Source organism: Brevundimonas sp. (assembly GCF_036676055.1).
Taxonomy (GTDB): Bacteria; Pseudomonadota; Alphaproteobacteria; order Caulobacterales; family Caulobacteraceae; genus Brevundimonas.
The window spans coordinates 1-20058 of the sequence record NZ_JAKFDS010000012.1 but is presented as its reverse complement, the minus strand read 5'-3'; the positions used below and the strand labels follow the sequence as shown (position 1 = coordinate 20058).

Sequence of the window (20058 nt, the reverse complement as noted above, 5' to 3'; positions counted from 1 at the left end):
GAGGTCATGGAATACGACGTCGTCATCGTCGGAGGCGGTCCCGCCGGTCTCGCCTCGGCCATCCGCCTCAAGCAGCGCGCGGAAAAGGACGGCAAGGAGATCTCGGTCGCGGTGCTGGAGAAGTCGGCCGAAATCGGTGGCCACATCCTGTCCGGCGCCGTCATCGATCCGCGCGCCCTGTCCGAACTGTTCCCCGACTGGAAGGAACGCGGCGCCCCGCTCGAAACCCCGGTGACGAAGGACCGCTTCCTCGTCCTCGGTCCGCAGGGCGAGGCCTCCCTGCCGATGTTCCTGCTGCCGCCCATGATGCACAACGACGGGTGCTACATCGCCTCCCTCGGCAACCTCTGCCGTTGGCTGGGCGAGCAGGCCGAGGCCCTGGGGGTCGAGGTCTATCCCGGCATGGCCGCCAGCCACGTGGTCTGGGACGAACCCACCGGCCGGGTGAAGGGCGTCGTCGCAGGCGTCTTCGGCATCGACCGCCACGGCAAGCCGACCGGCGACTTCCAGCCCGGTATCGAACTGCACGGCAAATACGTCTTCATCGCCGAGGGCGTGCGGGGTTCGCTGGCCAAGACCATCATGGCCCGCCACAACCTCTGCGACACGGCCGAGCCGCAGAAATTCGGCATCGGGATCAAGGAACTTTGGCAGGTCCCCGCCGAGCGGCACCAGCCCGGCCTGGCCCAGCACAGCACCGGCTGGCCGCTCGACGAGTTCACTGGCGGCGGCAGCTTCATGTACCATTTCGGCGACCGCTACGTGGCCGTCGGCTATGTCGTCCACCTCAACTACAAGAACCCCTTCCTGTCGCCGTTCGACGAGTTCCAGCGCTTCAAGCACCACCCGTCGATCGCCGAACATCTGGAGGGCGGCACGCGCATCTCCTACGGCGCCCGCGCCATCACCGAGGGTGGCTTCCAGTCGGTGCCGAAGCTCAGCTTCCCCGGCGGCGCCCTGATCGGCTGCTCGGCCGGCTTCGTGAACGTGCCGCGCATCAAGGGCAGCCACAACGCCATGAAGACCGGCATGCTGGCTGCCGACTGCGCCTATGAGGCCGTGGTCGCGGGTCGGGCAGGGGACCAGCTGGTCGAATACCAGAGCGCCTACGAGAACAGCTGGGTGTTCCAGGAGCTGAAGCGTGTCCGCAACGCCAAGCCGCTTCTGACCCGGTTCGGCACCTCCCTCGGCGGCGCGCTGGGCCTGTTCGACATGTGGTTCCAGACCCTGTTCGGCGGCCTCTCGGTGTTCGGAACGCTGAAGCACAAGAAGACCGACGCCGCCTCGACCGAAAAGGCCGCGAAACACAAGCCGATCGCCTATCCGAAGCCGGACGGAAAGCTGTCGTTCGACAAGCTGTCCTCAGTGTTCATCTCCAACACCAACCACGCCGAGGACCAGCCGGCCCATCTGAAGCTGCTGGACCCCTCCGTCCCGATCCGCGTCAACCTGCCGGAGTACGGCGAACCGGCCCGCCTCTACTGCCCCGCAGGGGTCTATGAGGTGGTCTATGGCGACGAGGCGGCGAAGACCGACCCGCGCTTCGTCATCAACGCCCAGAACTGCGTCCACTGCAAAACTTGCGACATCAAGGACCCGTCGCAGAACATCGTCTGGACCACGCCAGAGGGCGGCGGCGGGCCCAACTACCCCAATATGTGACGCCGCCGTAAGCGAGAGGCCTTGCCGCCGCCGCATAATCCGGGGAGGGTTCCGGTCATGCGTCCGACATCCCTCCGCCTGCTCCTTTCCGGCTGCGCCCTGTTGGCCTTCGCCTCGCCCGTCGTGGCGCAGGAATCGCCGCCGGGGGAATCGCCGCTCCCGTCCGCCGAACCCCGTCCCGCGGGCGCCCCGGCGATCATCGTGGAGCCGGAAACCGACGCCGAGGTGCCGGCGACCCTTCCGGTCGAACCGGAGACGCCGCCCATCCCGGCCATCTGGTCGCCCGCGCCCTTCACCGCCGACGGCCAGTCCGCCTACGGTCTCTACCTGTCCGGCCGCCTCGCCAGCCTCAGGGGCCAGCAGGCCGCCGGCGCAGAACTCCTGGCCCGCAGCCAGTCCCTGACCCCGGAACAGCCGCAACTGGGCGGCGAGGCCTTCCTCGCCAGCCTGTTCTCCGGCGACATCGACGCCGTCGTGCGCCTCGCTCCCTTCGTCCAGGACACGCCCCTGTTCGCCGGGGCTGGACGGCTGGCCCGGGTGGTCCAGACTCTGCGAGACGGTGACGGCGCCACGGCCCTGACGTTGATGCGAGGCCAGCCTTTCTCTGACCCCTACGGTCCTGTCTCGACCTATCTGTTGCCGGCGATCGCCGGCGCCGGGGGCGACTGGGACGCGGCGCTGCGCCCGGTCGAGGCTTCCACCAGCGAGACGGCCGGTCTCGTCCTGCGGGACCAGCGGGCCCAGCTTCTGGAAAGCCGCCGCCGGTTCGACGAGGCCGAGGCCGAGTACAAGACCCTGCTCGCGGTCCCCGACGGTGCGCGCCTTTTCCGCGTCCACTACGGCGCCTTCCTCGAGCGTCAGGGACGTCGGGACGAGGCGCTGGCCGTCTATGCGGCGGCCCTGTCCGGCGATGCGCCGGACCCCCGGGCCCTTGTCGCGGGTCGCCGCATGCGCACTGGAGGCCGGCCCCCCGCCGCCCCGACCCCGCGCCAGATCGCCTCGGACGCCCTGGCCTTCGCGGCCATGGAGACCAGCCAGGTCAACATCCACGAACTCTCGGCCATCTATCTGCACCTCGCCTCGGCTCTCCACCCCGACGACACCCTTACCCTGCGACTGGCCGAAAGCTTGGCCGAGGCGCATCAGGATGCGGCCGCCCGCGCCGCCTTCGCCCGGGTCGGCGTCTCCAATCCGATCGTCTACGCCAGCGCCCAGCTCGGCCTCGGCGTCAGCCTCGCCGAAGCCGATCGTCCCGACGAGGCGCTCGAGGCCCTGATCCGCGCTGACGCCGCCGCGCCCGACCAGATCGTGGTCTCGCGCATGCTGGCCAACCAGTATTTCAATCTCGGCCGCTACGAAGAGGCGCTGGCCATCCTCAATCGCCCGACTGTGAACACCGCCGAACAGTCCGCAGATGTCCGCTATGACCGCGGCCGCACGCTCGAACGGCTAGGCCGCATCGAGGAGGCCGAGGCCGAACTCTGGACCGCCCTGCAGATGGTCCCCGACAGCCCGGTGCTTTTGAATCACCTGGGCTATCTCTGGGTCGACAGCGGCCGACGCGTCGAACAGGGGGCGGAGATGATCGCCCGCGCCTTCGCCGCCGATCCGCGCAACGCCAATGTCCAGGACTCGCTCGGCTGGGCCCAGTACCAGCGTGGCCAGTACGAAACCGCGGTCCAGACCCTCGAGGCGGCGGTGGCCAAGCAGCCCGCGAACGCCGAGATCAACGATCACCTCGGCGACGCCTACTGGCAGGTCGGCCGTCGCCGCGAGGCGGGCTGGCAGTGGAACCGGGTGCTGACGCTCGAGCCCGAACCCGAACGCCGGGCCGAGGTCGAACAGAAGCTGCTCCAGGGCCTGCCGACTCCGCCCGTCACCGGCAGCCAGCCCTGAGGCATGACGACGCGAACTGCGCTCGCTCCGGCCAAGGTCAACCTGTTCCTCCATGTCGGCCCGGTTGACGCCGACGGCTATCATCCGCTGTCCAGTCTGGTCGCCTTCGCCGACGTCGGCGACCGGGTGACGGTCGCGCCCGCCGAGCGCCTGTCCCTGAGCGTCGAGGGGCCGTTCGCGGCGGGCCTGGCCGGGCCGGGCGACAATCTGATCCTTCGGGCCCTGCGCGCCCTCGGCGACGCGGCGGGGATCGGCGAGCCGCCGCTGGCGGTGACCCTCGAAAAGCGGCTGCCGATCGCGGCCGGTCTGGGGGGCGGCTCGTCCGACGCCGGCGCGGCGCTGAAGCTGGCCCGCGACGCGCTCGGCCTCGATCAGACAGACGACGCCCTCGCCGACATCGCGGCGACGATCGGCGCCGACGGCCCCATGTGCCTGCACGCCCGCACCGCCTGGGCCGAGGGCAGGGGAGAGCGGTTGACGCCCGAGCCGCGCCTGCCCTCGCTGCCGGCCGTGCTCATCAATCCGCGCGTCGCCTCCCCGACCGGCGAGGTCTATCGCGCCTATGACGCGGGCCCGCCCGCCGCCGCGGACCGTCCCGCCCCGCCTCCGGCCTGGGATGTCGCCGCGGTCCTCGACTGGCTGGCGCAGCAGAGAAACGATCTGGAACCGGCCGCGGTGGCGCGCGCGCCCGCCATCGCCGCCGTCCTCGCCGCCGCCGAAGCGTTGCCGGACGTCCGTCTGGTCCGCATGTCCGGCTCCGGCGCCACCGTCTTCGCCCTGTTCGACGCGCCCGCGAACGCCGCCGTGGCCGCCCGCCGCCTGTCGGAAAGCCGCGCCGACTGGTGGATCGCACCAACCAGACTGGGTTAGCCGCGCGCCGTCGGCCTTTATGGCGGCATATCGTCGGTATTGTGCAGTCCATCCCGGAATCGCCTTGAGATGACCTCGGGATGCGGGATGTTTCGCCGCAACTGACGTCCAATATGGAACTCAGAAGGTCGTCCCGGTCTTTCCGGGAGGCATTTCATCATCGCAGCCGCGCTTCCATTCGCCATGCGGTTTCTTGACGAACAAGAGGGATACTGATGCTTCGCACTTCACTGCTTGCCGCCACCGCTGCGACCCTGCTGGCCGCCCCGGCCGCCATCGCCCAGACCGCTGACCAGACCGCCGCCGCGGCCGCCCAGGCCGCCGCCTCGGCCCAGACGCCCGCCGCCGCCGAGAACGTGATCGACGTGCTGAAGATGCACGGCCGGTTCACCACCCTGCTGCAGGCGCTCGATCAGGCCCAGTTGACCGAGACCCTCGCGACCCGCCCCGCCATCACCCTGTTCGCGCCGACGGACGAGGCCTTCGCCGCTCTGCCCGAGGCCGAACGCACCCGCCTGCTCGATCCGGCCAACGCCCAGGAGCTGCGCAATCTGCTCCTCTACCACGTGCTCGTGACCGACCTGACCACCAGCCAGATCACCGGAGCGCGCGGCCCCGTCTCCACCGCGGGCGGCGTGGACATCACCATTGACGGCACGGGCGAGGCCATCGCGATCGCCGACGCCACCGTGTCCGAGGCCGAGATCGACGCGGCCAACGGCGGCATCTTCGTGCTCGACAAGGTGCTCAGCCCGGACGCCGCCGCCCAGGGCGACGCTGAGGCCGAGGCTGAGGCCGCGCCCGCCACGCCGGCCCCCACGACGGGCGTCAACGCGCCCAACGGCCAGCCCGCCGCGGCCGTGACCACCACGGCCTCGCCCCCGGTCCAGAACCCGACCGACGGTCAGGTCGACGAGGTCGAGGACCCGGCCAACCCGGCCCCGACCCCGAACTGATCGGCCTCGGCTGAAACGACTGAGGCGGCGGGCTCAGGTCCGCCGCCTTTTTCGCGCGCGGCCTTAACGGTCGGCCAACCGGCGTTGTGTAGGGTCGCGGCATGGACACCCTGACCCCCGCTCACATCGCCGCCTTCGAGGCCGTGCTGGCCCGGGTCTCGCCCGACGACCGGATCCGCCTCCACGCGCTCAAGGACGCCGCCGCAGACGCGGCCGCCGCCTCCGCTCCGCACTGGGATTTCGACCAGCCCGGCCATCGCGCCGAAGAGGCCCTGAGCGCCGCCTTCGGGGAGGCCCTGACCGACGACCACCGCCGCGCCCTCGTGGCCATCTGGGCGCTGGAGATGCCGGCCCGCGTCCCCGCCGCCGACCTCCCGGCCGCCGTGCTGGCGCTCTATCCCGAATGGATCGGCCGCCTCGCCGACTTCCTGACCGCCGCCGCCGACCCCTACGACCGCGACTTCTGGGCCAAGGACGTGCGCATCTCGCTCGTTCTCAGCGTCCCCGGCGCCCGCACCCAGATGATCGACCTCAGTTCGCCCATGGGGCCGGGCCAGATCCTGCGCCACGCCCGCGAGGGCTGGGGCTGGTGGGTGATCCCCGCCTACGCCGCCGCCCAGGCCTGGAAGCCGTGGCTGGAGGTCCATACCGAGAGCCGCGAACTGTCCGATTTCAACGAGGCCGGCTGGGACCGCGCCTGGGCCACGGCCGCCGAAATCCTCAAGCGCCGCCCCGACATGGCCGGCATGCTCGGCTCGTCGTGGTTCTACGATCCGCCGCTGGAGCAGATCAGCCCGCGCCTCGCCTATCTGCGCCTCAACCCGCTCAAGCACGGCGCCTTCATGATCCATCAGGGCCCCGGCGACATCCACACCCAGCGCGCCGCGACCAGCTCCCCAACCCGCGCCGCCCTGATCGAAAAGGGCGAATACACCGCCCGCTCGTGGATCGTCGCCTGGCCGAGGGCGGCGCTGATCCGGTGGGCCGACGGGCGCAAGGCGCAGGGGATGGCCCAAGCCGCGTGACCGACCCTTCTCCCCTTGCGGGAGAAGGTGGCAGCCGAAGGCTGACGGATGAAGGGTCGCGTCGCTGTCGCCGATTGGCGTGGTGGCTCCGGATGCGGTGATCGCCTGTGCGACCCCTCGTCCGACCTCGCTCCGCTCGGCCACCTTCTCCCGCAAGGGGAGAAGGACGCTAACCCCGCACCACGCCCCACGCCGACCCTACCGGCAGCACCTCCAGCCCCGCCGCCTTCGCCAGCCGCAGCACCCGGTCCAGATCCTCCGGCGTGCAGCCATAGTCCGTCGGCCGGTCGCTGACATCGTGACCATAGGCCGTCAGCCAGCCGCGCCGCTCCGCCGCCTCGGCCATCAGCGCCTCTAGGTCGTATCCCGGCAACCGCCGGCTCTCCAGCCCGATGCTCTTGATCAGCGCCCGGTCCTCGCGCCCGGCGTTGACCCCGTCGCGCACCCCGCGCGCCATGGCGAACCGCCCGCGCACCTCCCGCTTGGCCCCGACGGTCGCGTCCCCGAACGGCCAGGCGAAGGTGGTCATCCGATGCCCGTCCAGCCGCTCCGCCACCCAGGCCGCATTGGCCTCGAGGCTCAGCCGCAGCGCCTCGCCGTCCATCTTCAGCGCGCTGGTGTGCCCGAACGTATGGCACCCGACCTCATGCCCCGCCGCGTGCAGCGCCTGCAGGTGCTCGACCCGGTACTGGTCGCGGTCCATGTTCACGCCGTCGCAGAGGCCGCCGCACACATAGTAGGTCGCCTTGACCCCATGCTGCGCCAGCACCGGCCCCGCCTCCGTCCAGGCGCTCGCCGGAAAGTCGTCGAAGCTCAGCGAGAACACCCCCCTCGCCGGGGCGATCTCCACCGTCTCCACCGCGAGATAGCGCGCGGCCCGCCGGCGCATCTGGTCGATCTGCTTCATGGCGGGGACGCTAGCGGCCTTGCCTTAAGACTCCCCTTCCCCTCGAGGGGGAAGGGGTCGGGGGATGGGGTGGAGGCAGGCTGTGGCCGGCTATGGCGCATGAGGCGTCGTCGAACGCTCGCCCGAAACCCATCCGCGCCCTCTGACAACCACCCTGCCACCACCCCACCCAACCCTCCCCATCGAGGGGAGGGCTTTTCCGTGGGACCTTCGCCGTCTAGGGTCCGCCGCCTTCTTCCCCGGACGAAACAAGCGCCTGTGACCACCGAACCGCTCGCCTTCCAGGACCTGATCCTGACGCTCCACAAATACTGGGGCGATCAGGGCTGCGCCATTCTCCAGCCCTATGACATCGAGGTCGGCGCCGGCACCCTGCACCCGGCCACCGTCCTGCGCGCCCTCGGTCCGCGCCCGTGGAAGGCCGCCTATGTCCAGCCCAGCCGCCGCCCCGGCGACGGCCGCTACGGCGAAAATCCTAATAGATTACAACACTATTACCAATATCAAGTAATCCTGAAGCCGAATCCTGATGACCTCCAGGCGCTGTATCTGGGCTCGCTGGCGGCGATCGGGATCGACCCGAAGCTGCACGACATCCGCTTCGTCGAGGACGACTGGGAGAACCCCACGGTCGGCGCCTGGGGTCTCGGCTGGGAGGTCTGGTGCGACGGCATGGAGGTGACCCAGTTCACCTATTTCCAGGGCGTCGGCGGCATCGAGGTCGACGTCGTCTCGGGCGAGCTGACCTATGGCCTCGAGCGTCTGGCCATGTACGTCCAGGGCGTCGACAACGTCTACGACCTCAAGTTCACCAAGGAGGGTCTGACCTACGGCGAGGTCTTCCTCGAGAACGAGCGCCAGCAGTCGGAAGCGAACTTCCACGGCTATGACGTCGACGGCCTCAAGCGCCGCTTCGAGGACATGGTCGCCGAGGTCACCCGCTTCCTCGCCATGAAGGGCCCGCAGGGCCAGGCCCTCGTCCTGCCGGCCTACGACCAGGTCCTCAAGGCCTCGCACCTGTTCAACCTGATGGACGCCCGCGGCGCCATCGCGGTGGCCGAGCGCCAGAGCTACATCGGCCGCATCCGCGATCTCTGTAAGGCCTGCGCCCTGGCCTATGTGGAACAAGAACGGGCAAGCCTGTGACCACCGACGACCACCACAGCGCCCCCTTCCCCTCGAGGGGGAAGGGTCGGGGATGGGGTGGTGGCACGCTGCGTCCGGATATGACGCATGAGGCGTCGTCGGGTGACCGTTGGAGCCACTCGGCGCCCTCCCACAACCACCCTGCCTCCACCCCACCCAACCCTCCCCCTCGAGGGGAGGGCTTTGACCGGTTTGCCGGGCCCGAGCGGATCAAACCGGGCGGCGTCCGGCGCGGTCGCCGCCTGCGCACGACGCCGACCTTTACCGAGGAAAAGCTCTGGAAGAGTCTCCGGCTGCTTGCTGTCCGATTCCGCCGGCAAGCGCCCATCGGCCCCTATGTGGTTGACTTCGCCTGTCACCGCGCTCGGCTGGTGATCGAGGTCGATGGTGGAGTGCACAGCCTTCCGGAGGTCGCCATCCGCGACCTTGGACGGGACGAGTGGCTGGCCGCGCAAGGCTATCGTGTCCTGCGCTTCACCACGAGGCAGGTCGAGGACGATATCGAGTCCGTTCTGGCGAGTATCCGCGCCGCTTCTCCGCTTTCCCTCGACGACGAAAACTGATGCCCCAACTCCTCCTCGAACTCTTCTCCGAAGAAATCCCCGCCCGGATGCAGCCCGGCGCCGCGCGCGATCTCGAGCGCATGGCCGCCGAGCGTCTGAAGGCCGCCGGCCTGGCCTGGGACGCCCTGACCACCTACGCCGGCCCGCGCCGTCTGACCCTCGTGGTCGAGGGCCTGCCCGCCGCCACGCCGGACCGCGAGGAAGAGCTCAAGGGCCCGAAGACCTCCGCCCCCGAACAGGCGCTGGACGGCTTCCTGCGCAAGACCGGCCTGACCCGCGACCAGCTGGTCGAGCGCGACGGCGTGCTGTTCGCCGTGATCAGCCAGAAGGGCCGGGCGACCGCCGAGCTGATCCCGGAGATGGTCGACCACATCGTCCGAAACTTCCCGTGGCCCAAGTCGATGCGCTGGGGCTCCGGAACCCTGCGCTGGGTCCGTCCGCTGAAGCGGATCGTCGCCCTGTTCGACGGCCATGTGGTCCCGTTCGAGATCGACGGCGTTACCAGCGGCGACGTCACCGAGGGCCATCGCTTCATGGGCTCCGGCCAGCCGTTCGCGGTCAAGGACTTCGCCGACTACCGCAAGAAGCTTGAGGACCACCACGTCCTCCTCGACGTCGCCGACCGCAAGCTGCGCATCCTTGAGGCGGCGCAGAAGGTGTGCAGCGACCGCGGCCTCGCCCTCGTCGACGACGACGGCCTGCTCGACGAGGTCGCCGGCCTGGCCGAATGGCCGACCCCCATCCTCGGCGACATGGACACGCAATTCCTCGACCTGCCGCCCGAGGTCGTGCAGCTGTCGATGAAGGTGCACCAGAAATATTTCGCCGTCCGCGACCCGGCCACGCACCGGCTGGCCCCGCATTTTGTCGTCGTCGCCAACGTCGAGGCCTCCGACGGCGGCAAGGCCCTCGCCGCCGGCAACAGCCGCGTCCTCTCGGCCCGGCTGAACGACGCCCGCTTCTTCTGGGACGAGGACCTCAAGACCGGTTTCGACGTCTGGAACGACAAGCTCAAGGGCGTCACCTTCCACGCCAAGCTCGGCACGCTGGCCGAGCGCGTCGACCGCATCGCCGCCCTCGCCCGCGAGATCGCCCCCTTGGTCGGCGCGGACCCGGACGACGCAGAGAAGGCCGCCCGCCTGTCCAAGGCCGACCTCGCCAGCGCCATGGTCGGGGAGTTCCCCGAACTGCAGGGGGTCATGGGCGGATACTACGCCCGCGCCTTCGGCCAGTCCGAGGCCATCGCCGACGCCGTCCGCGACCACTACAAGCCGCAGGGCCCCGCCGACACCGTCCCTACCGACCCCCTGACCGTCGCCGTCTCGCTGGCTGACAAGCTCGACACCCTCGTCGGCTTCTTCGCCATCGACGAGAAGCCCACGGGTTCGAAGGACCCGTTCGCGCTTAGGCGGACCGGTCTCGGCAGAATTCGCAACCTCCTTTCATCCAAGCTCCGTCTCAATGGTGAGACGGACGCGCTGGCGGCCAGCCGGAAAATGCGTCGGCAAGCGATTGACCGCGCGGTTCGGTCTGCGAACGATTGGGTGGCTCCCTACGTTAAAGAGAGCGATGGGGATCACGAAATCTATCGGCTGATCGAGCCAGCCCGGGATACGCACATCATCGAAAATGGGGCTGACCTTGAGCCCTATTATGATCTGGCAGCGTCCGACGAGTACTTCGATAAAGACATCTACTTCTTATTCCCCGGGTTCATTGAAATGGAATCTGGTGGTGTGATCGCGGAAGTCTTTGACAAGGTACCGGTCAGCGCGGAGCCCGCCTCACGAGTTCGAGCACTTGCTGGGAAGCCCGCGAAAATCGCGAGAGACTTTTCGGAGTTCCTCGCCGACCGCCTGAAGGTCCTCCTCCGCGACCAGGGCAAGCGTCATGATCTCGTCGACGCCGTCTTCGCGCTCGGCGACGACGATCTCGTCCGCATCGTGCGGCGGGTCGAGGCGCTCGACGCCTTCCTCGCCACGGACGACGGGGCCAATCTGCTGGCCGGCTACAAGCGCGCCTCCAACATCCTCCGCGCCGAGGAGAAGAAGGGCCCGCTGCCCGCCGGCGAGCCCGTCGCCCTGACCGGCGCCCCGGCCGAGGAGACCGCTCTGATCGCCGCCGCCGCCTCCGCCGCGGCCGCCGTCGACGCCGCCCTTCAGGCCGAGGATTTCGCCGCCGCCATGACCGCGCTCGCCGCCCTGCGCGCCCCGGTCGACGCCTTCTTCACCGCGGTGATGGTCAACTCGGACGTGGCCGAGGAACGCGCCAACCGCCTGAAACTGCTCGGGCAGGTCCGCGCGGTGATGGGCCGGGTGGCGGACTTCGGACAGATCAGCGGCTAACCCTCTCCCGGTGGGAGAGGGCTTGAGCCTCCGGGAGCGAAGCGATCGGCAAGGCGAAAGGGTGAGGGGCGACTGTCCGGGGGCGGCTTCGCCGCTGCGCCCCGCCGACCCTCATCCGACGGGCTCCGCCCCGCCACCTTCTCCCAATGGGAGAAGGAAATCAGCCGCGCAGAACCTTCCGCAGCTGCGGATGCAGCTCGCTGTTCGACGCCAGGATCTGGCCACCCGTCATCGGGTTCCCGTCCTCGTCGATGGTGGTGACGATGCCGCCCGCCTCGGTGACGAACAGGATGCCCGCCGCCACGTCCCACGGCTGCAGATTGCGCTCGTAATAGGCGTCGTACCGGCCGGCCGCGACCCAGGCGAAGTCGAGCGCCGCCGAACCCAGACGGCGGATGCCCGCGACGCGCTGGCCGACCGCGTGGATGTCCTTGATGGCCTGGGCGTGGCCGGTCTTGCCGATGAAGGGCAGGCCGGTGGCGATCAGGCTTTCCGACAGGTCGCGACGGCCGGCGACGCGGATGCGCTGGTCGTTCAGATAGCAGCCCTTGCCCTTTTCGGCCCAGAACAGCTCGTTCATGACCGGGTTGTAGGTCACGCCCGCGACGATCTCGGAATGGCCGTCCGGCGCGGTGCGCTGCAGCCCCACCGTGATGGCGAAATGCGGCATGGCGTGCATGAAGTTGGTGGTGCCGTCGATCGGGTCGACGATCCACATGTGCGACTTGTCGGTGCCCTCGATCAGCCCACGCTCCTCGCCGAGGAAGCCGTAGCCCGGCCGCGACTTCATCAGCAGTTCGTACAGGGTGTCCTCGGCCCGGACGTCGGCCGCCGTGACGAAGTCGCCCGGACCCTTGCGCGACACCTGCAGCTGGGCGACCTCGCCGAAGTCGCGGAGCATCGGCCGGGCGGTCTTGCGGACCGCGTCGATCATCACGGAAACGAGGGCGGAGGCGAGGGCCATGGGGAATCTCCTGGTCCGCATGTCCTGAAAAGGCGGTCAGCCCGGACATGCGGAGAAGTTCAAACGCCGGGCTCCGTCATCGGAGCCGGCCAGGGGTCAGTCAGCGCGACGGACGTATTCGCCGGTGGTGGTGTCGACGACGATCTTCTCGCCGACGCCCATGTACGGCGGGATCATGATGCGCACGCCGTTGTTGGCGATGGCCGGCTTGTAGGACGACGAGGCCGTCTGGCCCTTCACGGTGGGCTCGGTCTCGACCACTTCCAGCGTCACCTGATCCGGCAGCGACAGGCCGATCGGACGCTCTTCGTGCATCTCGATGACGACCTTCATGCCTTCCTGCAGATAGGGGATGCGTTCCTCGCCGACCCAGTCCTTCTGCAGTTCGATCTGCTCGTAGTTGGCGTCGTCCATGAACACCAGGCTGTCGCCGCCGTCGTAGAGGTACGAGAAGTCCTTCTGCTCCAGCGTGACGCGCTCGACCTTGTCTTCCGACCGGAAGCGCTCGTTCAGCTTGTTGCCGGTCTCGAGGTTCTTGGCCTCGACGTTGGCGAAGGCGCCGCCCTTGCCCGGCTTGACGTGGCTGGCCTTGGTGACGACCCACAGGCCGCCGTTCACTTGCAGGACCATGCCGGGCTTGATGGTGTTGCCGTTGATCTTCATCGGTGTCTCGGAAGGGGTTTGAACGCAGCCCTGACGGCGCGCGCGACGGCGCTCCCTAGAGGAAGCCGGGCCTCACGGCAAGGCGGAGCGATGGCGGTCAGTGCACCGTCGCCTGGTCCTCGACCCGGTTCGCCATCAGGGTGCGGCCGCCGATCGGCGAGGCCAGCTTGCCGGCCCGGGTGTCGATCTTGCGCGCTTCGTGGGCGAAGGCCGCGGCCATTCCCGCCGAGGACATGGCGGCGGCGATCTGCATCGCCCGGCCGGCCGGGCGCAGCGCGATCCAGACCGCGTTGAGCGCCTGGGCCCCGGCCCACAGGGTCATGGCGACCGTGCGCTCGCGCGCCGGCGGGGCGTTCCAGACCCGCACGGCCGACAGGGTGGTGACCGAGAACACCGCCGGCAGGATCAGGCTCAGCGGCCCGCGCGGACGCTCGGTCACCGGCGCGTGGCCGTCGCCCGGACGATCATGGGCCGGGGACAGGGCCCGCGTCGCGAACAGGGTGGCCGCCAGTGCGAATCCGACCGTCAGCCCCACGCCCAGCAGCACATGGCCGGGATGCCGGCCCTCGGCGTTGAGGAAATCCGTCGCCGCGTCGCGCGCGTCGTCCAGGGCGTTGTCGATGCTCATGCCGGGCTCCCTCGATGGCGTGGGAGCGGAATGGCGGGGAGGGCCGTCAGTTCCCCGTGGCGCTCCGGTCCGGCGCGATCTCGGTCATGGCCGACTGCAGATAGTTCGGCTCGCCCATCTGTTCGATCAGCTTGAACTGGGCTTCGAGGAAGTCGATGTGCTCCTCGGTGTCGGCGAGGATCTCGGTCAGGATCTGGCGGCTGATGAAGTCCCTCGCTTCCTCGCACTGGGCGATGCCGGCGATCACCGTATCGCGCCCGCCCAGCTCCAGCGCCAGGTCCGACCCGAAGCATTCGACCACGCTCTCGCCGATCTTCAGCTTGTGCAGGTCCTGCAGGTTCGGCAGGCCGTCGAGGAACAGCACCCGTTTGATCAGCTTGTCGGCGTGTTTCATCTCGCCGATCGACTCGTCGTAGATGACCTGGCCGAGGTGTTTCAGGCCCCAGCTCTCGAACATCCGGGCGTGCAGGAAATACTGGTTGACCGCCGTCAGCTCGTTGGTCAGCACCGCATTGAGGGTGCGGATGATCGCCGGATCGCCCTTCATCGTCGTCTTCCCGTGCCTGAGCGCGCCCGTCGTCCGACGGCCTGAATCACTCGCCTGTGTGGCGCTCTTCTAACACGGAAAGCTGGAGGGTGTTCACCTGCGAACCCTTCTCACGCTTTGAAAATGCGAATGAATCTCCGGTGGAGATCGATCGTCTATTCAGCGGCGAGGGCGAAGGACTGGCGGGTGTCGTCGATCATCTCGCGCATCTCGCAGACGCAGCGGGCGCACTGGGGCCGGCACTGGTGGCGGTCGAACACATCCTTCGGACGCGTCGCGCCCGCCTCGATGGCGAGGGCCACGTCACGCTGGCGAAGGCCGTTGCAGTTGCAGACGTACAAGGGAGCGAACCCCGGGAGAGATTGCGAATGGTTCGCTCTTAACAGCGGAATGATGGCGAATGCAAGTCGTTCGCATTCCGTATGACTCCTGTGTTGACGTCGGCGGCGCGGCGCCGCAGGCGGAGGCTATGGCCAGAGAACCCGTCGTCCCGCCGCGCCCGCCCTGCCGGCTGTACCTGATCACCCCGCCGGCGATCGCCAACCTCGAGACCTTCGCGCGCGACCTCGACGCCGCCCTCGCGGCCGGCGACGTGGCCGCCCTGCAGATCCGCCTGAAGCCCGCGGACGACGCGGCGATCCTGGCCGCGGTGGAGGCCCTGGCCCCGGTCGCCCGGGCCCGGGGCGTGGCCGTGATCCTCAACGACCGCCCCGATCTCGCCGCCCGCTCCGGCTGCGACGGCGTCCATCTGGGGCAGTCCGACGCCTCCCTCGCCGAGGCCCGGCGCCTGATGGGCCCGGACGCCATGATCGGCGTGACCTGCCACGACAGCCGCGAACTGGCCATGGACGCGGCCGAGGCGGGCGCCGACTACGTCGCCTTCGGGGCCTTCTTCCCGACCGACACGAAGGAGACGAGCCACCGTCCCGACCCCGAGATCCTGACCATCTGGCAGGAAACGGTCGAGATTCCCTGTGTCGCCATCGGCGGCATCATCCCCGCCACCGCCGGCGAGCTGGCCCGGGCCGGAGCCGATTTCGTGGCGGTCAGCGCGGCCGTCTGGACCTGCCCCGAGGGACCGGCCGCGGCGGTTCGGGCCTTCAACCAGGCCTTGGCCGCAAGCGTCTGACCTTCAGGGGATATTAGGAAGCAGCGGGCTAGGGAAACCGGAACACGAGGCCGTATTTCCGGAACCCGCATGCCCATGAGCCGCGCGCTCGACCCGACCCGACCGGCAGCGGCCCCCGAGGCCGCCGCGCCCGCGCGCGTCGCCCCGGCGATCCCGACCAACAGCGCAGTGGCCTTTTTCCGCGAGCCGCTGGCCCCGATCTTCACCGCCGTGGCGGTGTTGGTGCTGGTCGTGCTGGCCATCCAGTTCGCCCGGACCGCCGGTCTTGTCGCCGGTCTCTGGGCCGCCGGCGGCGTGGCGGTCGCAGTCTGGCTCAGGAACGCCCGCGGGCCGTTGTATGACCTCTGTTTCGGCGGCCTGCTGGCCACCGGCATCGCCGCGGGAGAGTTGCTGGCGGGCAATTCCTACGCCCTGACCGCCCTGTTCACCGTCACCAACATGGTCGAGATCGTCGGGGCCGTGCTGCTGGCGCGCCGGTTCGCCCCGACGCTCAATCTCGCGACGGTCGACGGCGCCTGCCGCTTCCTGCTCAGCGCCGCCGTGATCGCGCCGCTTCCGGCCGCGGCCCTGGCGGCCGCCGGCCTGTATCTGATCAACGGCGCCGACCCCTTCTACGCCTTCCAGACCTGGTGGTTCGGCCACGCCCTCGGCATCGCCGTCATCGGCGCCTTCGGCATCTCCCTGACCCGACGCCATCTGGTCGGCCTGCGCCAGCCGGTCCGCGCCGCCGAGGCCGCCCTGCTGCTGGCCCTGCTGGTCGTCGTCTGCGTCGTGGTCTTCTTCCAGTCCCATGTGCAGGTCGGGTTCGTCGTCATCCCCCTGCTGATCCTGTTCGCGGGGCGGTTCCGCGTGCTCGGCGTGGCTGCGGGGCTGGTGATCGTGGCCGTGTTCGCCGTCGGCGGGGCCATGCTGGGCCGGGGGCCATTCATCTCCGCGGGGCCGGACCTCGCCGATCAGGCCCTGCTGGCCCAATTGATGGTGCTGTTCGGCTGCCTGCCGATCCTGGTGGTCGCCGCGCTGCTTGAGGAGCGCGACCGCCTGTCCGATCGCTCCAAGGCCGGCCGGTCGCGCGCCGAGCGGGCCTCCGAGGCCAAGTCCCGCCTGCTCGCCAACGTCGCCCACGAGATCAAGAGCCCCGTCGGCGGGATCATCGGCATCGGCGAACTGTGGAAGACCGGCCAGCTGGGCCCGGTCAGCGCGACCCAGGCCGAAATGGCCGAAATGCTGGTCAAGACCGCCCGCCAGGTCGAGGCGCTCGCCCATGATCTGCTCGACGTGGCCCGGGCCGAGTCCGGCGCGGTCAAGGTCGAACTGCGGCCTACCGACGTCCCGGGGGTGCTGGAGGACGTGCGCCGCGCCACCGCTCTCCGGCCCGAGGCCGAGGGCATCCGCATCCACGTCGTCAGCGAAGGCGATGGCCTGATCGCCCTGGCCGACTCCCAGCGCCTGACCCAGGTCGTGTCCAACCTGGCCTCCAACGCCGTCAAATACGGCGGCGCCGGCGGCCTCGTCGTGTTCCGCGCCACCAAGGTCTACGACGGCGTCCGCATCGAGGTGATTGACCGCGGGCCGGGTCTGTCGCCCGAAAAGCAGGCCCAGCTGTTCGAGCCGTTCAACCGCCTCGGGCTCGAGCGCTCGGCGGTCGAGGGCCACGGCATCGGCCTCGCCTTGGCCAAGCGGCTGGTGGAGTTGCAGGGCGGCACGATCGGGGTCGTCTCCAACCCCGGCGAAGGCGCCGCCTTCTGGGTCGAACTGCCCGCTGCCTGAGCTTGACTATTGCGGCCTTCCGCCGCGCGACGGCGACCCCGGTGGACCTCGGCCGGAGGAGGGCGCATCCTCCGGGCGACACTCATTGAGGACGTCCCGCCGTGGAATACGACGCGCTGCTGCTGTCGCGACTGCAATTCGCCTTCACGGTCGCCTTCCACATCCTGTTCCCCGCCTTCACCATCGGCCTCGCGGCCTTCCTCGCGGTGCTCGAGGGCCTGTGGCTGGCGACGAAGCGCGAGGCGTTCAAGACCCTCTATCTGTTCTGGGTGAAGGTCTTCGCCATCAGCTTCGGCATGGGCGTCGTCTCCGGCATCGTGCTCAGCTACCAGTTCGGCACCAACTGGTCCGAGTTCATCCGCCTCACCGGCGGGGTCATCGGGCCTCTGCTGGCCTATGAGGTGCTGACAGCCTTCTTCCTCGAAGCCTCCTTCCTCGGCGTCATGCTGTTCGGCTGGAAGAAGGTCGGTCCCCGGCTGCATTTCCTCGCCACCCTGCTGGTCGCCATCGGCACCAGCATCTCGGCCTTCTGGATCCTTTCCGCCAACAGCTGGATGCAGACCCCGGCCGGATACGAGGTGCTCGCCGACGGCCGCATCGTCGCCGCCAGCTTCATGGAGGCGATCTTCAACCCCAGCTTCCCGTCGCGCCTCGTGCACATGCTGATGGCCGCCTTCCTGACCACGGCTCTTGTGGTCGGCGGCGCCTCGGCCTGGCAGTTGCTGCGCAATCGCGACCAGCGGGAAAGTCGTATCGCCCTGACGATGGCCATTGGCCTGGTCGCCGTGGTCGCGCCGCTGCAACTGCTGGCGGGACACGAATCCGGCCTGGTCGCCAAGGAGCACCAGCCGCAGAAGCTGGCGGCGATGGAGGGCTACTGGGAGACCCGCGCCAACCACCCGCTGGTCCTGTTCGCCATTCCGGACCGCGCGACCCAGTCCAACCATTTCCAGCTGGCCGTGCCCGGCGCAGGTATCATCGTGGCACCCGCCGGCGAGGTCGTGACGGGCCTCGACGCCGTCCCCCGGGAGGACCAGCCGCCGGTCTTCCTCGTCTTCTGGGCCTTCCGCGTCATGGTCGGACTCGGCCTGCTGATGATCGGCCTCGGCCTCTGGGGCGCGTGGCTGGTCTGGCGCAGGCGGCTGACCGAGAACCGCCTGTTCCTGCGCTTCGCCGTGCTGATGGGGCCGGCCGGCTTCGTGGCCGTGATCGCCGGTTGGGTCGTCACCGAGGTGGGCCGCCAGCCGTGGGTGGTCCAAGGGCTGGTGCGCACCGCCGACGCCGTCTCGCCTGTCACCGCCGGGTCGGTCGCCACCTCCCTGCTGATCTACATCACCGTCTACGCCATCGTGTTCGTGGCCGGCGCCATCTACATCCTGCGTCTGCTGCGCGAAGGCCCGGTCGCCGGCGCGGCCGAACCGCGGCCGGAAGGCCAGCGCGCGCCGGGGACCCCGCTCGCCGCCGCGCCCGAGGAAACGCCGGGAGATCCGCAATGAGCCTCGACCTTCCCCTTATCTGGGCCGGTCTGATCGCCACCGGCGTCCTGCTCTACGTCCTGCTGGACGGCTTCGACCTCGGCGTCGGCATCCTGTTCCCCTTCTCCCGGAACAAGGAAGACCGCGACGTGATGATGAACACCGTCGCCCCTGTCTGGGACGGCAACGAGACCTGGCTGGTGCTGGGAGGAGGCGGCCTGCTGGCGGCCTTCCCGCTGGCCTATTCGATCGTCATGCCGGCCTTCTACCTGCCGGTGATCCTGATGCTCGCCGGGCTGATCCTGCGTGGCGTGGCCTTCGAGTTCCGCTTCCGGGGCCAGCGGCGCGGCCGGCCGTTCTGGACCGCCATGTTCGCCTTCGGCTCCATTCTCGCCGCCTTCGCCCAGGGCCTGATCCTCGGCGGGTTCATCCAGGGGGTCGAGGTCGCCAACGAGCGCTTCGCCGGCGGGACCTTCGACTGGTTCACTCCCTACACCCTGCTGGTCGCGGCGGGACTGGTCTGCGGCTACGCCCTGCTGGGGGCGACCTGGCTGATGTGGAAGACGACCGACGACCTGCATGGCGACGCCCGGCGCTGGGCGGTGATCTCCGGCGCGCTGACGGCCCTGTTCCTGCTCGGCGTCAGCCTGTCGACCCTGGTGGTCCACCCTGTCGTGGCCGAGCGCTGGGGCTGGACCGGCGGCGCCCTCGACATCGGCCGCTTCCTGCCCCTGTCCTGGATCCCGCTGCTGGGCCTGATCGGCCTGGTGCTGGTCGGCGTCGGAGTGCGCCGGGCCTCGCACGGTCTGCCGTTCGTCGGCGCCGCCCTCGTCTTCCTGTCGGGCTACGCCGGCCTGGCCGCGGGCTTCTTTCCCTATGTCGTCCCCTACGCCGTGGACTTCCGTCAGGGCGCGGCGCCGGACAACGCCCTCGGCCTGATGCTGGTCGGGACGGTGGTGATCCTGCCGCTGATCCTCGCCTACACCAGCTGGGTCTATTGGGTGTTCCGCGGCAAGGTGACCTCGGAGGCGGGCTATCATTAGGATCGAACCGCCGCCCGAACCCGGCGAGGTTTCCGGCCCGCTGTGGAAGCGGCTGGCCTGGTTCGTCGGCCTCGCCGTCGCCGCCTCGGCCGTGACCGCCGCCGTCGCCTATGCGCTCAGGGCCTTGCCGTTCATGAGCTGAGGCCCGACACTGGCCGCCATGATCACCGCCGCATCCGCCGCCGCCGCCCTGCTGCTCGCCTCATCGCCGCACGGCCAGACGGCGCCCCAGACCGCGCCCGCGCAGACCCCGCCGTCCGCCGACATCACCAGCAGCCTGAACAGCGGTCCGCCCCGTCCCGCGACCTATCTGGCGCCCGAGCCGGCGCCCGTGACGCCCGCTCCGGCAGCGGCTCCCTCCGCCACGCCCCCCGCCGCGGCCCGTCCGATCACCCCGGCGCCCGCGACAATGCATTCCACTTGCTCAATAGACATTGGCCGATCTCTACAGCGCCGCGCGTCTTATCAGACG

At 69.5% G+C, this 20058-nt stretch carries 18 protein-coding genes and 1 pseudogene; 13 read left to right on the top strand and 6 right to left on the bottom strand.

Annotated elements, in window-relative coordinates; genetic code table 11:
- Positions 1-6: 6 nt before the first annotated feature.
- The 5 genes from V6M45_RS02075 (at position 7) to V6M45_RS02055 (ending at position 6409) form a co-directional block, all read left to right on the top strand.
- Positions 7-1662: an electron transfer flavoprotein-ubiquinone oxidoreductase gene (locus V6M45_RS02075; protein WP_332653704.1), complete on the top strand. Its 1656-nt coding sequence runs from the start codon at positions 7-9 to the stop codon at positions 1660-1662.
- A 57-nt stretch (positions 1663-1719) separates the two neighbouring features.
- Entirely contained in the window at positions 1720-3558 is a 1839-nt protein-coding gene (locus V6M45_RS02070) for a tetratricopeptide repeat protein (protein WP_332653678.1), read from the top strand.
- Between the two features lie 3 nt (positions 3559-3561).
- Positions 3562-4428 (top strand): 4-(cytidine 5'-diphospho)-2-C-methyl-D-erythritol kinase, encoded by an 867-nt coding sequence (locus tag V6M45_RS02065; protein WP_332653677.1) that lies wholly within the window; start codon positions 3562-3564, stop codon positions 4426-4428.
- A gap of 215 nt (positions 4429-4643) precedes the next feature.
- Entirely contained in the window at positions 4644-5384 is a 741-nt protein-coding gene (locus tag V6M45_RS02060; RefSeq protein ID WP_332653676.1) for a fasciclin domain-containing protein, read from the top strand.
- Positions 5385-5485: 101 nt separating this feature from the next.
- Positions 5486-6409 (top strand): hypothetical protein, encoded by a 924-nt coding sequence (locus V6M45_RS02055; RefSeq protein WP_332653675.1) that lies wholly within the window; start codon positions 5486-5488, stop codon positions 6407-6409.
- A 169-nt stretch (positions 6410-6578) separates the two neighbouring features.
- Here V6M45_RS02055 and V6M45_RS02050 read toward each other — a convergent pair whose 3' ends face one another.
- Positions 6579-7316 (bottom strand): polysaccharide deacetylase family protein, encoded by a 738-nt coding sequence (locus V6M45_RS02050; protein ID WP_332653674.1) that lies wholly within the window; start codon positions 7314-7316, stop codon positions 6579-6581.
- Between the two features lie 258 nt (positions 7317-7574).
- On the opposite strand from V6M45_RS02050, the gene V6M45_RS02045 reads away from it, so the two are divergent.
- From V6M45_RS02045 to glyS, 3 genes are read left to right on the top strand one after another with little or no spacing between them, the layout of a single operon-like run.
- Positions 7575-8462 carry a glycine--tRNA ligase subunit alpha gene (locus tag V6M45_RS02045; RefSeq protein ID WP_332653673.1) on the top strand — a complete coding sequence of 296 codons (888 nt, stop codon included), beginning with the start codon at positions 7575-7577 and terminating at the stop codon, positions 8460-8462.
- Complete coding sequence (locus V6M45_RS02040) at positions 8459-9025, top strand: endonuclease domain-containing protein (RefSeq protein ID WP_332653672.1); 567 nt, start codon at positions 8459-8461, stop codon at positions 9023-9025. The genes V6M45_RS02045 and V6M45_RS02040 overlap by 4 nt, the downstream gene beginning before the upstream one ends.
- Positions 9025-11370, top strand: coding sequence for a glycine--tRNA ligase subunit beta (gene glyS, locus V6M45_RS02035; RefSeq protein WP_332653670.1), 2346 nt, complete (start codon positions 9025-9027; stop codon positions 11368-11370). Before V6M45_RS02040 ends, glyS begins: the two co-directional genes overlap by 1 nt.
- A gap of 160 nt (positions 11371-11530) precedes the next feature.
- Here glyS and V6M45_RS02030 read toward each other — a convergent pair whose 3' ends face one another.
- From V6M45_RS02030 to V6M45_RS02010, 5 genes are all read right to left on the bottom strand, one after another.
- Positions 11531-12334 (bottom strand): inositol monophosphatase family protein, encoded by an 804-nt coding sequence (locus V6M45_RS02030; protein WP_332653669.1) that lies wholly within the window; start codon positions 12332-12334, stop codon positions 11531-11533.
- A 96-nt stretch (positions 12335-12430) separates the two neighbouring features.
- Positions 12431-12997, bottom strand: a complete 567-nt coding sequence (gene efp / locus V6M45_RS02025) for an elongation factor P (protein ID WP_332653668.1) — start codon at positions 12995-12997, stop codon at positions 12431-12433.
- A gap of 97 nt (positions 12998-13094) precedes the next feature.
- On the bottom strand, positions 13095-13625 hold the full coding sequence (locus V6M45_RS02020) for a TspO protein (protein WP_332653667.1): 531 nt from the start codon (positions 13623-13625) through the stop codon (positions 13095-13097).
- A gap of 46 nt (positions 13626-13671) precedes the next feature.
- Positions 13672-14172: a bacterioferritin gene (gene bfr / locus V6M45_RS02015; protein WP_332653666.1), complete on the bottom strand. Its 501-nt coding sequence runs from the start codon at positions 14170-14172 to the stop codon at positions 13672-13674.
- A gap of 155 nt (positions 14173-14327) precedes the next feature.
- Positions 14328-14513, bottom strand: a complete 186-nt coding sequence (locus V6M45_RS02010) for a (2Fe-2S)-binding protein (protein ID WP_332653665.1) — start codon at positions 14511-14513, stop codon at positions 14328-14330.
- Positions 14514-14641: 128 nt separating this feature from the next.
- Between V6M45_RS02010 and thiE the strand changes: the two genes are divergently transcribed.
- From thiE to V6M45_RS01985, 5 genes and pseudogenes are all read left to right on the top strand, one after another.
- Positions 14642-15301, top strand: coding sequence for a thiamine phosphate synthase (gene thiE, locus V6M45_RS02005; RefSeq protein WP_332653664.1), 660 nt, complete (start codon positions 14642-14644; stop codon positions 15299-15301).
- 69 nt (positions 15302-15370) lie between these two features.
- Positions 15371-17068 (top strand): sensor histidine kinase, encoded by a 1698-nt coding sequence (locus tag V6M45_RS02000; protein WP_332653663.1) that lies wholly within the window; start codon positions 15371-15373, stop codon positions 17066-17068.
- Between the two features lie 101 nt (positions 17069-17169).
- Complete coding sequence (locus tag V6M45_RS01995) at positions 17170-18564, top strand: cytochrome ubiquinol oxidase subunit I (RefSeq protein WP_332653662.1); 1395 nt, start codon at positions 17170-17172, stop codon at positions 18562-18564.
- Complete coding sequence (gene cydB, locus V6M45_RS01990) at positions 18561-19586, top strand: cytochrome d ubiquinol oxidase subunit II (RefSeq protein WP_332653661.1); 1026 nt, start codon at positions 18561-18563, stop codon at positions 19584-19586. Before V6M45_RS01995 ends, cydB begins: the two co-directional genes overlap by 4 nt.
- Before the next feature lie 160 nt (positions 19587-19746).
- A pseudogene (locus tag V6M45_RS01985) lies at positions 19747-20058 on the top strand (hypothetical protein); the annotation flags it as partial.